Annotated in this window: 10 protein-coding genes; 7 read left to right on the top strand and 3 right to left on the bottom strand. The window is 73.1% G+C overall.

Features of this window, described 5'->3' with window-relative positions:
- Nucleotides 1-108 precede the first annotated feature (108 nt).
- Nucleotides 109-1,905 (bottom strand): gamma-glutamyltransferase, encoded by a 1,797-nt coding sequence (ggt, locus tag AB0442_RS11660; protein ID WP_366162317.1) that lies wholly within the window; start codon nucleotides 1,903-1,905, stop codon nucleotides 109-111.
- A gap of 216 nt (nucleotides 1,906-2,121) precedes the next feature.
- Here ggt and AB0442_RS11655 point away from each other — a divergent pair, with 216 nt between their 5' ends.
- Nucleotides 2,122-3,753, top strand: a complete 1,632-nt coding sequence (locus AB0442_RS11655) for a CocE/NonD family hydrolase (protein WP_366162316.1) — start codon at nucleotides 2,122-2,124, stop codon at nucleotides 3,751-3,753.
- Between the two features lie 49 nt (nucleotides 3,754-3,802).
- Here the strand turns inward: AB0442_RS11655 and AB0442_RS11650 are convergent, their stop codons facing one another.
- The gene (locus AB0442_RS11650; RefSeq protein WP_366162315.1) at nucleotides 3,803-4,903 is read right to left on the bottom strand and encodes an ROK family glucokinase; all 1,101 of its coding nucleotides are present in this window, start codon (nucleotides 4,901-4,903) and stop codon (nucleotides 3,803-3,805) included.
- Between the two features lie 344 nt (nucleotides 4,904-5,247).
- On the opposite strand from AB0442_RS11650, the gene AB0442_RS11645 reads away from it, so the two are divergent.
- A complete protein-coding gene (locus tag AB0442_RS11645) occupies nucleotides 5,248-6,360 on the top strand; it encodes an alpha/beta fold hydrolase (protein ID WP_366162314.1) in 1,113 nt (370 codons plus the stop codon).
- Nucleotides 6,361-6,459: 99 nt separating this feature from the next.
- On the opposite strand, the gene AB0442_RS11640 is transcribed toward AB0442_RS11645, so the two are convergent.
- Nucleotides 6,460-8,043, bottom strand: coding sequence for a PucR family transcriptional regulator (locus AB0442_RS11640; RefSeq protein WP_366162312.1), 1,584 nt, complete (start codon nucleotides 8,041-8,043; stop codon nucleotides 6,460-6,462).
- Nucleotides 8,044-8,456: 413 nt separating this feature from the next.
- On the opposite strand from AB0442_RS11640, the gene AB0442_RS11635 reads away from it, so the two are divergent.
- The 5 genes from AB0442_RS11635 to AB0442_RS11615 all read left to right on the top strand — a co-directional run.
- Nucleotides 8,457-9,344 carry an FAD binding domain-containing protein gene (locus AB0442_RS11635; protein WP_366162311.1) on the top strand — a complete coding sequence of 296 codons (888 nt, stop codon included), beginning with the start codon at nucleotides 8,457-8,459 and terminating at the stop codon, nucleotides 9,342-9,344.
- Nucleotides 9,341-9,826 (top strand): (2Fe-2S)-binding protein, encoded by a 486-nt coding sequence (locus tag AB0442_RS11630; RefSeq protein WP_363488950.1) that lies wholly within the window; start codon nucleotides 9,341-9,343, stop codon nucleotides 9,824-9,826. Before AB0442_RS11635 ends, AB0442_RS11630 begins: the two co-directional genes overlap by 4 nt.
- Nucleotides 9,823-12,186 (top strand): xanthine dehydrogenase subunit D, encoded by a 2,364-nt coding sequence (pucD, locus tag AB0442_RS11625; protein WP_366162310.1) that lies wholly within the window; start codon nucleotides 9,823-9,825, stop codon nucleotides 12,184-12,186. Before AB0442_RS11630 ends, pucD begins: the two co-directional genes overlap by 4 nt.
- Before the next feature lie 264 nt (nucleotides 12,187-12,450).
- Nucleotides 12,451-13,929 (top strand): NCS2 family permease, encoded by a 1,479-nt coding sequence (locus AB0442_RS11620; protein WP_366162309.1) that lies wholly within the window; start codon nucleotides 12,451-12,453, stop codon nucleotides 13,927-13,929.
- 86 nt (nucleotides 13,930-14,015) lie between these two features.
- On the top strand, nucleotides 14,016-14,136 hold a 121-nt coding region (locus AB0442_RS11615), incomplete at its 3' end, for an XdhC family protein (RefSeq protein WP_366162431.1).

The raw sequence follows: 14,136 nt of genomic DNA, 5'->3' as shown, positions 1-14,136 counted from the left end.
GATGTCGACACGGTGCGGACGGCCGTTCGGGCGGTGCGCGCGAACGGGGCGGGCGCCCGGCGGACGCCCACCCCGAACATACCGCCCGGCGCCGACAACCCCGGGCCGTCAGCGGGCGGGCCGCACCACCGCCGCCGAGCCGCCGCCGCGGCGCACCGGCTCCGCGGCCGCCCGCCAGCGGCCGTCCGGCAACCGCTCCACGCCGGTCGCGGCGCCGATCTCCGGGGAGGCCGCCAGCACCTGGCCGAGCGCCTCCAGGCCGGCCCGCTCCGGCAGGGCCAGGAAGGCCGCCTCGGCGGCGGTGGTGGCGGCGTTGCGCTGGCTGGCCCGCGGCGCGGCGATCGCCTGTTCCAGGGTCAACCCGCGGTCGATCCGGCCGAGCAGCACCTGCAGCACGGTCGTGATGATGGTGGCCCCGCCGGGCGACCCGGCGGCGAACAGCGGCCGCCCGTCGCGCAGCACGATCGTCGGCGAGATCGAGGATCGCGGCCGCTTGCCGGGCCCGGGCAGGTTGGGGTCGGGCACGCCCGGGGCGACCGGGGTGAAGGAGAAGTCGGTCAGCTCGTTGTTGAGCAGGAAGCCCCGGCCGGGCACGGTGATCCCGCTGCCGCCGGTCTGCTCGATGGTGAGGGTGTAGGAGACGACGTTGCCCCACCGGTCGGCGACGGTCAGGTGGGTGGTGCTCGGGCCCTCGTACGCCTCGGTGGCGGCGGGTCCCGCGGAGCCGCAGGCGGCCGGGTGGTACGGGTCGCCGGGGGCGAGGGGGCTGGTCAGCGCCCGGCCCGGGTCGAGCAGGCAGGCCCGGGCGGCGGCGAAGGCCGGCGAGAGCAGCCGGTCGGTGGGGACGGGCTGCGCGGCGGGGTCGCCGACCCAGCGGTTGCGGTCGGCGAAGGCGATCCGGGACGCCTCCAGGAAGCGGTGGTAGTACTGCGTGGCGTCCAGGTGGGCCAGGTCCGAATGGGACAGGATGCCGAGCGCCTCGCCGACGGTGGTGCCGCCGCTGGAGGACGGGGCGATGGAGTACACCTCGGTGCCGCGGTAGGCCACCCTGGTCGGCTTCTGCTCCAGCACCCGGTAGGCGGCCAGGTCGGTGCGGTCGACCTTGCCGGGGCGGGCGGTGCGGCCGGAGGCCGGGTCGACCGGCGGGTGCTGCAGCGTGTTCACCACGTCGGCGCCGATCGGGCCGCGGTAGAGCGCCGCGGTGCCGTCCCGGCCGAGCCGGCGGTAGGTGGCGGCGAGGTCGGGGTTGCGGAGCGTCGAGCCGGCCACCGGGAGCGCGCCGCCGGGCAGGAAGAGCGCCCGGGTGGCCGGGAAGTCGCGGAACCGGGCCTCGTTGGCGGCGGTCTGGTCGCGGAAGGTCTGGTCGACGGTGAAGCCGCGGTCGGCGATCCGCTCGGCCGGGCGCAGCACCTCGGCGAGCGGGCGGGTGCCCCACAGCTTCAGGGCCTTCTCCCAGGTGGCGGCGGTGCCGGGGACACCGACCGACAGGCCGCTGGTGACGGCGTCGGCGAACGGCAGCGGTTTGCCGTCGGCGTCCAGGAAGAGCGAGGTGTCGGCGGTGCGGGAGGCGGTCTCCCGGCCGTCCAGGGTGGAGACCCGGCCGGTGCGGGCGTCGTAGGCGACGAAGTAGCCGCCACCGCCGATGCCGGCCGAGTACGGCTCGGTCACGCCGAGGGCGGCGGCGGTGGCGACCGCGGCGTCCACCGCGTTGCCGCCGCGGCGCAGCACCTCGATGCCTGCGGCGGTGGCGTCGGCGTCGACGCTGGCGACGGCGCCGCCCCACCCGACGGCCTCCGGTGTCTTCCGTAACGCGTCCGCGGGGGCCGCCCCGGCGGGGGCGACGGCGCCGAGGACCAGGCAGCCGACGAGGGCGATCGGCGGGACGATTCGGGCCAGAGCTCTCATGCGGGCCTCCTGAGGCAGCGTCAGCTATCCGTTCTGCCACAGGTGCGGTGGACAGGACAACAGCGCCTCAGGCCACTACCCGTCAGTAGTTTCGTTATCGCTCCGATACCGTCCGACCCGTTACTGACATCGCGTCCAACAAGCTACCGTCCGGTGAACCAGCTCGGTCCTGCACCCCCACCCCCACCCCGCAGACCGGTCCCTTGGAGTGCCCCCATGCCTGCACTGCCTGCACGCGCACGCCGGAGAGCCGCCGCCCTCGCGCTGGCCACCGCCCTGCTGACCACCGCCCCGATCGTCCTCGCTCCGCTCGCCTCCCCCGCCCGCGCCGCGGCCGACGCCTCACCGGTGCTCCGCTTCACCGACATCCCCGGCGAGGGCGGCACCGTCCTCAAGGGCAACGTCTACGAGCCGGGCGACGGCGCCGACCACCACCCGCTGCTCGTCCTGCCGTCCAGCTGGAGCCTCAACGACCTCGAGTACCTCGCCCAGGCGCGCGCCTTCGCCGCCCAGGGGTACGTCGTCGTCTCCTACACCCCGCGCGGCTTCTGGGGCTCCGGCGGCGAGATCGAGGTGGCCGGGCCGCCCGACGTCGCCGACGTCTCCCGGGTCGTCGACTGGACGCTCGCCCACACCACCGCCGATCCGCAGCGGATCGGCCTGGCCGGCATCTCCTACGGCGCCGGGATCAGCCTGCTCGGCGCCGCCTTCGACCCCCGGATCCGCACCGTCGCCGCCCTCAGCGGCTGGGCCGACCTCGCCGACTCGCTGTTCAGCGACGAGACCCAGCACCTGCAGTCCGCCGGACTGCTCGCCGTCGCCGGGTACCTGACCGGCCGTCCGGGCGACGAACTGCGGACCACCCTCACCCGCTACTTCGGCAGCGACTGGGAGAACGAGCCGGCCATCCGCGCCTGGGCCGCGCAGCGCTCCGCGGCCACCTACGTCGACCGGCTCAACGGCAACGGCACCGCGGTGCTGCTCGCCAACGCCTGGGGCGACTCGATCTTCCCGCCGAACCAGCTCACCGACTTCTACGAGCGGCTCACCGGCCCCAAACGCCTCGAACTGCGGCCGGGCGACCACGCCACCGCCGAGGCCACCGGCCTGGCCGGCCTGCCCGACGACGTCTGGACGGACACCCGGGCCTGGCTCGACCACCACCTCAAGGGCGTCGACAACGGCATCGACCGGCAGCCGCCCGTCCACATCAGGCCCCAGCTCCGGGACGGCTACGAGGACTACCCCGACTGGCGGTCCGTCACCGGCTCCACCAGGACGCTGAACCTCGGCGGCCGCGACCGGCTCGGCACCGGCCCCCTCTCCGCCGGCCCCGCCCGCACCGGCTGGACCACGCCGATCTCCACCGCCCTCGACTCCGGTGCGGACGGCGGGGTGATCTTCCTGTCCAACCTGGCCGAACAGTTCCTCAAGGTGCCGCCCACGGTCTCGGTGCCGCTGCTCCCCCGGCCGGTCGCGGCCGTCTGGCAGTCCGAGGCGTACGGCTCCGCGCAGCGGGTCCGCGGATCGGTGCGGCTGCACCTCGGGGTGACGCCCTCGGCCGGGCAGGGCAGCCTGGTCGCCTACCTGTACGACGTGGACGCCCTCGGCACCGGCCGCCTGGTCGCCCACGCGCCGTACACCTTCCTCGGCCGCACCCCCGGCGAGCGGTTCACCGCCGACGTCCGGATGCAGGCCACCGCCTACGACGTCCCGGCCGGCCACCGCCTCGCCCTGGTCGTGGACGGCGTCGACCCGCTCTACATCACCCACAACCCGCCCCTCGCCACCCTCGTCTTCGGCTCCCCTGCCGACGACCCGTCCTGGGTCTCGGTGCCCTTGAAGTAGGGGAACCTCGGGGCAGCGCCCCAGGGGCGCGTAGGGGCGCCTTCCTCCGTCAGGAGAACCGCTTCCGCCGTTTGACGGTGCGGAAGCGGCGGGCCACCTGGCGGGCCAGGTCGGCGGCGCCGACGAGGCCGGCCTCGTTGCCGAGGGCGGCGTGCACGATGCCGGCCTCGGGCCGGAACCCGCGGCCGGTCAGGGTGCGCTTGAAGGCGTCCCGGGCCGGGCCGAGCAGCAGGTCGCCGGCCTCGGAGACGCCGCCGCCGATGACGAACCGTCCGGGGTCCAGGGCGGCGGCCAGGTTGGCGATGCCCACGCCCAGCCAGTGGCCGACCTCGTAGAGGAGTTCCACGGCGACGGCGTCGCCCTCCCGGGCGGCCTCGGTGACCAGCGGGCCGGTGATGCCCTCGGCGGTGCCGCCGGCCCGGGCGAGCAGCGGCTGGACGACGGGAGACTCCTCGGCGACGAGCCCCCGCGCCTCGCGGACCAGCGCGTTGCCGGAGGAGTACTGCTCCCAGCAGCCGCGGTTGCCGCACGGGCAGCGGTGCCCGCCGGGCACCACCTGCATGTGGCCGAACTCGCCTGCCAGGCCGTACTTGCCGCGGTCGACGAAGCCGTCCCGGACGACCGCGCCGCCGATGCCGGTGCCCAGCGTGATCATCACCATGTGGTCCTCGCCGCGGCCGGCGCCGAACCGCCACTCGGCCCAGGCGGCCGCGTTGGCGTCGTTCTCCACCACGACGGGGAAGCGCAGCCGCTCGCTGAGGGCTTCCTGCAGCGGCTCGTTGCGCCAGTTGAGGTGGGGGGCGAAGAGCACCTTGGAGCGGTCGGCGTCCACCCAGCCGGCGGCGCCGACGCCGACGGCGTGCACGTCGTGCTTGTCGGCGAGTTGCAGCACCAGGTCGACGATGACGTCCTCGACGACCGTGGGGCTCTTGCTCTTGTGCGGGGTCTCGGTGCGGACGCGGTCCAGCACCCGGCCCTCGCCGTCGACCACGCCCGCCACCACCTTGGTGCCGCCGATGTCCACGCCGACGGTGGGCAGCCGCAGGACGCCGGGCGGCAGGGCGCGTCGGCGGCGGTCGGCGCTGCGCGGCCCGAGGCCGAACAGGGTGGGCAGGACGGCCGGCCGCTGGGTGCTGTGCGGGCTGGTCACGGGGGCGGTGGCTCCTTCGGGTCGGGCGGCGGGGCGCCGGTGCTCTCTCCGCCATCCTCCCGCGTCCGGCCGCGGCTGCGGGGTCCGGTCCGGGCACGGCCGCGACTGCCGGCGAATCCTCATCCGAATGACCGCAGGTGCTGCCCCGTTCGAGGGATTCGGTCAGGGGGCTGGCAAACTTGGCTGGGCCGCGTGGGGGATTCACAAGGAAACGTGATGTTCCTCTCAGGTTCTGCTCAGTTTGGGGCGGAACCGAACCGCGGTTTCCATCTGTCTGATCACATCGGAACGTGCACGGGCGAGCGGGGGCCCGGGCTGCCAGCGACCCGGATACGAGAGCCTTGATGCAACTGACCGGAACACCCTTCCTGATCGTCACGATCGTGCTCGTGCCGCTCTCCATCGCGGCGGCGCTGCTGCTGTGGGGCAGGGTGCGCGGGCCGAAGCCGGTCCAGGTGCTCTCCAGACTGATGATGATCCTGGCCTGTCAGGTGACGGCGGTCACCATGGTGTTCGTCATGGTCAACAACGCCAACCTGATCTACGGCAACTGGGACGACCTGCTGGGCACCGGCAACCACGTCCGCTCCGTGCCGCAGGTGCAGGCCGACGGCCCCGCGCAGGACGCCAAGTCGGAGCCCAAGGTGCTGCAGCAGTTCAAGGGCGTGGACGACCCGATGGTGCCCAAGGACGTCCAGCGCACCGACCTCAAGGGCCGGCTGTCCGGCGTGGACGGCGAGGTGCTGGTCTGGCTGCCGCCGCAGTACCACGACCCGGCGTACAAGGACAAGACCTTCCCGGTGGTGGAGCTGATCCCCGGTTTCCCCGGTTCCTCCAGCACCTGGTACGGCACCCTCAAGGTGTCCGAGCAGCTGAAGCCGCTGATGAAGGAGGGCAAGGTCGCGCCCTTCATCCTGGTGTCGCCGCGCACCCTGCTGCTCGGCCGCAGCACCGACACCGGCTGCGCCGACGTGCCCGGCAAGGTGAACGCCGACACCTGGCTCGCCCGGGACGTGCCGAAGATGGTGCTCGACAACTTCCGCGCCGACACCTCGTCGGACCGCTGGGCGGTGGCCGGCTACTCGGCCGGCGGCCACTGCGCCGCCAAGCTCGCCCTGGAGCACCCGGACCGCTACCGGGCCGGGATCAGCCTCTCCGGCTACAACGACCCGGCCGCCGAGCCGGACTCGCTGACCGCCAAGAACCCGCAGCTGCGCGAGGCCTCCAACCCGCTGAACATCCTCAAGAAGGCCGCCCATCCGCCGAAGACCTCGCTGTACGTCAGCGGCAACAAGGGCGACGGCTACGAGGGCGGTCTGGCCCTCCAGCAGGCGGCGAAGGCGCCGACCGACGTGACCGTGGTGGAGACCACCGGCCCGCACGCGGTGGACGTGTGGAAGCCGCTGCTGCCGAAGGCCTTCACCTGGCTGACCGGCATCATCCCCGTCCAGCACTGACGCTCCGCCCGCTGACGCGGCGACACACGACGGGCCGCCCCTCCCTCCCGGGAGCGGGCGGCCCGTCGGCGTTCCGGGGAAGCGGCCGGCAACGGCCCGTCAGGCGAGTTCCAGCGCCAGGTAGAAGTCCACCCGGTCCTCCAGCCGGGAGAGGTCACGGCCGGTCAGCTCCTCGATCCGGCCGATCCGGTAGCGCAGCGTGTTGACGTGCACGTGCAGCTGGGCCGCGCAGCGCGTCCAGGAGCCGTCGGAGCGCAGGAAGGCCTCCAGGGTGCGCACCAGGTCGGCCTGGTGCTCCAGGTCGTAGGCGATGACCTTGTCGAGCAGACGGCTGCGGAAGGCGCGGCGGACCTCGTCCGGCACGGCGGCGAGCAGCAGCACGTGCGAGGCGAGCTCCTCCGGTCCGGCCACGCAGACCCGGCCGACCCGGGCGGCGGCGATCCGGCGGGCGTGCCGGGCCTCCTCCAGGGCGCCGCGCAGGCCGTCGGCCTCGCTGGCCGGGGCGGAGACGCCGACGGTGATCCGGCCCTCGGAGCCGAGGCCGGCCTCCAGCGGGGCCAGCAGCTCGCGCAGCGCGTCCGCGGGGACGGCGGTGCCGGGGGCGGGCAGCACCACGACGGCGCCGCTGCCGGCGCCGGCGACCAGCGCCCGGTCGGTGGAGTCGGTGAGCGCCTCCTCCAGGACGGCGCGGACGGTGCCCTCGGGCAGGCCGGTGCCCTCGGCCGAGAGGATCAGCCAGGAGTCGGCCGAGTCGGGGCTGCCGCCCTCGTACTTGGCGGCCATCGTGGCGGAGGCCTGCAGCGCGCGGGAGATCTCCAGCGGGTCGGCGTCCTGGCGGAGCAGCGTGAGCACCTCGTCGGCGATCCGGCGGCGCAGCCGGCGGCCCTCGTCGCGGCGGGTGCGCTCGGCGGCGACCAGCCGGGCGAGGTTCTCGGCGAGCTGCTGGCGCTTGGCCGTCCACTCGGTGACGTCGCCGGCGACCACGAGCAGCCAGTCGGCGAGCGGGGCCTCGACGCCGGGGTCGGCGGGGGCGGGCAGCAGCGAGTAGGCGCCGACGGCGAGGCGGGCGCGGTGCGGCGGGCGGCGGCGCTGGCGCTGGGCGGAGAGGTGGGCGCGGACGAGCTGGTCGCGGTCCTCGGCGGAGAGCCGGTCGGCCGGTCCGGCGACCACCCGGCCGGTGGGGGCGATCACCCAGCAGTCCAGGTCGAGGTCGCCGCCGAGCAGGTCGAGCACGGCGTCCAGGCCGCCGCCGCCGGCCGCGGAGACCAGCAGCCGGTGCCGGTCGACCAGGGCGGCGAGGTCGGCCGCCCGGTCGGCGGAGACCTGGCGGCCGATGTATTCGGCGACCGCGCCGAAGGCGACGTCGTCTGGCACCACGAGCAGCGGCATCCGGTGCCGGCGGCAGGCCTCGACCAGGTCCTCGGGGACGGGGCCGACCTCGGCCTCGCCGGCGGCCAGCGCGACCGCCCCGCCGGCCGCGATGGTGCGGACGAACCGCTCGGAGTCGTCCGGGCCGGTGCGCCAGAGCATGCCGGTGAGCACCAGTTCGCCGCCGTGCAGGTAGCGGCCCGGGTCCTGGAGGTCGGTGGTCATCACACCGCTGACCTGCCGGTCGAGCTCTTCCTCGGCGGCGAGCAGCCGAAGCCGCGGGGCGCCGGGGGCGAGCAGGTCGCGGACACGCATCCGCAGACTCCTTCGTGCTGGAGGGTGGGGGTCGGGTGGATGTGGGGCCTCACAGTGTGCACCAGGTCCGCGGCCCTCGGCGGAACGTCCCGCGCGGCCGGCCGGTCACGGGCCCGTCGCCTCTCCGTCACGGCCGGATTACGGTCGTAGGTGGCGGTAGGGAAACCGCTGGACTGGGCAATTGTCAGCCTTAGAGGAACGTACAGGATGCCGGGCGGGACCGGCGCGCGGGCTTCATGCCATCGGTGACTGCCAGTGGGCCCCGTCACAGCGGTTCACTGGCCACACGCCACCGGAACAACCCGGTGACCGGAGCTCAACGCCGAGGCAACGAAGCGGTAGCAAGGTCCGAACACCGAGTTCGGGGCACTGTGCCCACTGTCCGGTTGGCGACGACTTGAGGAGACACCCGCATGGAGTTCCTTCGGCCCGCTACGTGGGACGAGGCGCTCGCGGCGAAGGCTGAGTACCCGACCGCGCTGCCCATCTCCGGGGGCACGGACGTCATGGTCGAGATGAACTTCGACGTGCACCGGCCATCCGCGATTCTCGACCTGAACCGCATCGGCGACCTCGCCACCTGGTCGATCGACGGCGACACCGTGAGGCTGGGCGCCGCGGTTCCGTACAGCCGGATCATCGACGAGCTGTCCGGACCGCTGCCCGGCCTGGCGCTGGCGGCGCACACCGTCGGCTCGCCGCAGATCCGCAACCGGGGCTCCGTGGGCGGCAACCTCGGTGCCGCCTCGCCCGCCGGCGACTCGCACCCCGCGCTGCTGGCGGCCGGCCGGGACGTCCTCGTGGAGGCGGCCTCGGTGCGCGGCACCCGGCTGATCCCGATCGACGACTTCTACACCGGCGTGAAGCGCAACAGCCTGGAGGCGGACGAGCTGATCCGCGCCGTGCACATCCCGGTGGCGGACGGCCCTCAGCAGTTCTCCAAGATCGGCACCCGCAACGCGATGGTGATCGCGGTCTGCGCGTTCGGTTTCGCGCTGCACCCGAAGAACGGCACGGTCGGCACCGGCATCGGCTCGGCCGCCCCCACCCCGCGCCGCGCGGTGGAGGCCGAGGAGTACCTGCAGGGCGTGCTCGCCGAGCGCGGCCTGTGGGAGTCGGGCGACCTGCTGGGCGCCGAGGTGATCCAGCGGTTCGGCGAGCTGGTCCGCGCCGCCGCGTCCCCGATCGACGACGTCCGCGGCACCGCGGACTACCGGAAGCACGCGCTGGCCGTGATGGCCCGCCGCACGCTGACCTGGACCTGGAACGACTACGGCAAGCAGATCAGGAGCGCGGCATGAGGGTCACGTTCACCGCCAACGGCAAGCCCGTCGAGGCCGACGACGTCTGGGAGGGCGAGAGCCTCCTGTACGTGCTGCGCGAGCGGGTCGGCCTGCCGGGTTCGAAGAACGCCTGCGAGCAGGGCGAGTGCGGCTCCTGCACCGTCTACCTGGACGGGGTGCCGGTGTGCTCCTGTCTGGTCGCGGCCGGCCAGGTGCAGGACCGCGAGGTCCGCACGGTCGAGGGCCTGACCGAGGAGGACGGCGAGCTGGGTCTCGTCCAGCAGGCCTTCGTCGACGCGGGCGCCGTGCAGTGCGGCTTCTGCACCCCCGGTCTGCTGGTGCAGACCGACGCGCTGCTGGCCCAGGACCCGCAACCCAGCGACACCGACATCCGCGAGGCGCTGTCGGGCAACCTGTGCCGCTGCACCGGCTACGAGAAGATCATGGACGCGGTGCGGCTCGCCTCCGCCCGCACCTGCGCGAAGGCGGTCTCCGAATGAGCGGCACCCGCACCATCCAGGGCCAGAAGAACCTGCAGAACATCCACCAGGCGAGCAAGGACGGCATCGGCGGCTCCCCGCTGCGCCCGGACGGCACCCTGAAGGTCAAGGGCGAGTTCGCCTACTCCTCGGACATGTGGCACGAGGACATGCTGTGGGGCATGGCGCTGCGCTCGCCGCACCCCCGCGCCAACATCCTCTCGGTGGACGTCTCCGAGGCGCTCAAGGTGCCCGGCGTCTACGCGGTGCTGACCCACGACGACATCCCCGGCTCCAAGTACTACGGCCTGGAGATCCAGGACCAGCCGGCGCTGGCCATCGACAAGGTCCGCTACCACGGCGAGGCGATCGCCCTGGTCGCGGCGGACCACCCGGAGACGGCCCGCCGCGCGGTGAAGAAGATCAAGGTCGAGTACGAGGTGCTCACCCCGATCACCACCGAGGAGCAGTGCCTCGATCCGGAGACGTACGGCTACGTGCACGAGCCGCACGAGTACAAGTCGCACGGCTCCGGCAACATCTGCCACAGCCAGAAGCTGGTCTCCGGCGGCGGCGTGACCGACGAGATCCGCGCGACGGCGGACGTCATCGTCAAGGGCACCTACGAGGTCGGCATGCAGGACCAGGCCTTCCTCGGCCCGGAGTCCGGCCTCGCGGTGCCCGCCGAGGACGGCGGCGTCGACCTGTACATCGCCACCCAGTGGCTGCACGTGGACCGCCAGCAGATGGCGCCGGTGCTGGCCCTGCCGGAGGAGAAGGTCCGGCTCACGCTGGCCGGCGTCGGCGGTGCCTTCGGCGGCCGCGAGGACCTGTCGATGCAGATCCACGCCTGCCTGCTGGCGCTGCACACCGGCAAGCCCGTCAAGATCGTGTACTCCCGCGACGAGTCCTTCTTCGGCCACGTGCACCGCCACCCGGCGAAGATGACCTACGAGCACGGCGCCACCCGGGACGGCAAGCTGGTCTTCGCCGACTGCCGGATCGTGCTGGACGGCGGCGCGTACGCCTCGGCCTCCCCCGCGGTGGTCGGCAACGCCGCCTCGCTCGGCCACGGCCCGTACGTCATCCCGAACGTGCGGATGGAGGCGATCGCCCTCTACTCCAACAACCCGAGCTGCGGCGCGATGCGCGGCTTCGGCGCGGTGCAGGCCTGCTTCGGCTACGAGTCGCAGATGGACAAGCTGGCCGCCGAGCTGGGCATGGACCCGGTGGAGCTGCGCCAGATCAACGCCGTCACCCAGGGCGACTTCATGCCGACCGGCCAGGAGATCGACGCGCCCGCCCCCGTCGCCGAGCTGCTGCAGCGGGTCAAGGACATGCCGCTGCCGCCGCCGCTCGACCTGGAGAACCTGGACGTGCGCACCCTGCCCGGTGCACTGTCCAACACCTCGCACGGCGAGGGCATCGTCCGCGGCATCGGCTACTCGGTCGGCATCAAGAACGTCGGCTTCTCCGAGGGCTTCGACGACTACTCCACCGCCCGGGTCCGCCTGGAGGTCATCGGCGGCGAGCCGGTCGCCATGGTGCACACCGCGATGGCCGAGGTCGGCCAGGGCGGCGTCACCGTGCACGCCCAGATCGCCCGCACCGAGCTCGGCGTCGAGCAGGTCACCATCCACCCGGCCAACACCGAGGTCGGCTCGGCCGGCTCCACCTCCGCCTCCCGCCAGACGTACATGACCGGCGGTGCGGTGAAGCTGGCCGCCGAGGCGGTCAAGCAGGCGCTGATCGAGAAGGGCCGGCGCCGCTACGGCTGGGAGCACAAGGACATCACCCTGGTCGGCGGCAAGGTCGTCTCGGAGACCTGCGGCGTGCTCGTCCCCATGGTCGACCTGCTCGGCGACGAGGCGATCGACCTGACCCGTGAGCACCACCACCGGCCGACCGTGCCGTTCGACAAGGAGACCGGCCAGGGCTTCGGCCACGTCCAGTACACCTTCTGCGCCAACCGCGCGGTGGTCGACGTGGACGTGGAGCTCGGCCTGGTCAAGGTGGTCGAGCTGACCGCCGCCCAGGACGTCGGCAAGGCGCTGAACCCGCTCTCGGTGATCGGCCAGATCCAGGGCGGCTGCACCCAGGCGCTCGGCCTCGCCGTGATGGAGGAGATCGTCGTCAAGGACGGCAAGGTGCGCAACGCCTCCTTCACCGACTACCTGATCCCCACCATCCTGGACACCCCGCCGATCCCGGTGGACATGCTGGAACTCCCCGACCCGAACGCCCCGTACGGACTGCGCGGCGTCGGCGAGGCCCCCACCGTGTCGGCCACCCCGTCGATCGTCGCGGCGATCCGCAACGCCACCGGCCTCGCCCTCAACCGGGTGCCGGTCCGGCCGGAGCACCTCACCGGGACGCTCTAGCCACACCGCGCAGGACCTCCCCGGGGCGGCGACACGTCTTCCCCGCCGCCCCGGGGGCGCACCACAACTCCACACACCGGATGTGCTCCACCCGCTGCCCCACCCACGCCGGGGACCGGCAGCGGCACGCACCACCCCATCCGGTACGCGGACCCCCGCGTACCTCCGTGAGTCGAACAGTCCCCCTGCTCCGCCTACCTCCCACAGCCCGGCGTTTCAGGTCGGCTCGCCCACCCCAATCCCCTTTGAACCTTGGGAGTGGACATGACCCGGATCCCCACAGAGCCCGGTACCACTGAAGACAGACCTGCCACCGACGACGCCCTCACGCCGCCGGTCGTCACCCCGAAGAACCCGCTGGACGCGTACTTCAAGATCTCTGCGCGGGGTTCCACCCTCGCGACCGAGCTCCGGGGCGGCGTCACCACCTTCATGGCGATGGCCTACATCGTCCTGCTCAACCCGATCATCCTGAGCGGGGCGGACGTCAACGGCGTCAAGCTCGACCACTCCGCACTGACGACCGCGACCGCGCTCGCCGCCGCGGTGACCACGATCCTCATGGGCGTGGTCGGCAACGTGCCCCTGGCCCTCGCCGCCGGACTCAGCGTCTCCGGCGCCATCTCCGCACTCGTCGTGCCGCACACCACCTGGCCGCAGGCCTTCGGCCTGTGCGTGATCTACGGCCTGCTGATCGTCCTGCTGGTGGTCTCCGGACTCCGCGAGAAGATCATGAACGGCATTCCGCTGCCGCTCAAGCACGCCATCACCATCGGCATCGGCCTGTTCGTCGCCATCATCGGCCTCTACAAGGCCGGCTTCGTGCACACGGGCGGCCCCACCCCGCTCTCGCTCGGCCCCTTCGGCGAGCTGGCCGGCTGGCCCGTGCTGATCTTCGCGCTCACCCTGCTGACGATCTTCGTGCTGCTGGCCCGCAACGTCCGCGGCGCCATCCTGATCGGCATCGCCGGCGGCACCGTCCTCGCCATGATCGTCAACGCGGTCACCGACCTGCCCGCCAAGACCTGGGCCAACTCCGCCCCGGTGTGGCCCGGCAGCCCGGTCGCCGCCCCGGACTTCAGCCTGTTCGGCCACGTCGACCTCTTCGGCGCCTTCACCGGCAAGGGCATGGGCGCGATCAGCGCCTCGGTCGCCGTCTTCACCCTGGTCCTGGCCGGCTTCTTCGACGCGATGGCCACCATCATCGGCGTCGGCACCGAGGCCGGGCTCGCCGACAAGAAGGGCCGGATGCCCGGCCTGTCCAAGGCGCTGTTCATCGACGGTGCCGGCGGCGCGGTCGGCGGTGTGGTCGGCGCCTCCGGCCAGACCGTCTTCGTGGAGTCCGCCACCGGCGTCGGCGACGGCGCCCGGACGGGCCTCGCCTCCACCGTGACCGGCCTGTTCTTCGCCGCGATGCTCTTCTTCTCGCCGATCGCCGGCATCGTCCCGGTCGAGGTCGCCGCCGCGGCCCTGGTCGTCATCGGCTCGATGATGATGAGCCAGGCCCGGCACATCGACTGGTCCGACCGCGAGGTCGCCATCCCGGCCTTCCTCACCTGCGTCCTGATGCCGTTCACCTACAGCATCACCGCCGGTGTCGCCGCGGGCGTCATCGCCTACACCGTGATCAAGGCCGGCACCGGCAAGTGGCGCGAGCCCGGCCCGCTGATGTGGATCCTCACCGCGGTCTTCGTCGTCTACTTCGCCCTCGACCCCGTCAAGGCGTGGCTCGGCGTGCACTGACCGCCCGGCCGCCGTGCGGGAGCCCCGCTCCCGCACGGCGGCCGACCCCGTTCCCCCGTTACCCTCGTGCTAAGGAGCACCCACCCATGCAGGACATCGCCGCGCAGCTCACCGCCTGGCACGCGTCCGGGCGCTCCTTCGCCGTGGCCACCGTCGTCGGCGTCTCCGGCAGCGCCCCCCGCGACCCCGGCGCCGCGCTCGCCGTCG

The organism is Kitasatospora sp. NPDC085895, assembly GCF_040702125.1.
GTDB classification, from domain to species: Bacteria; Actinomycetota; Actinomycetes; order Streptomycetales; family Streptomycetaceae; genus Kitasatospora; species Kitasatospora arboriphila.
This window is presented reverse-complemented; position numbering and strand designations above follow the sequence as displayed.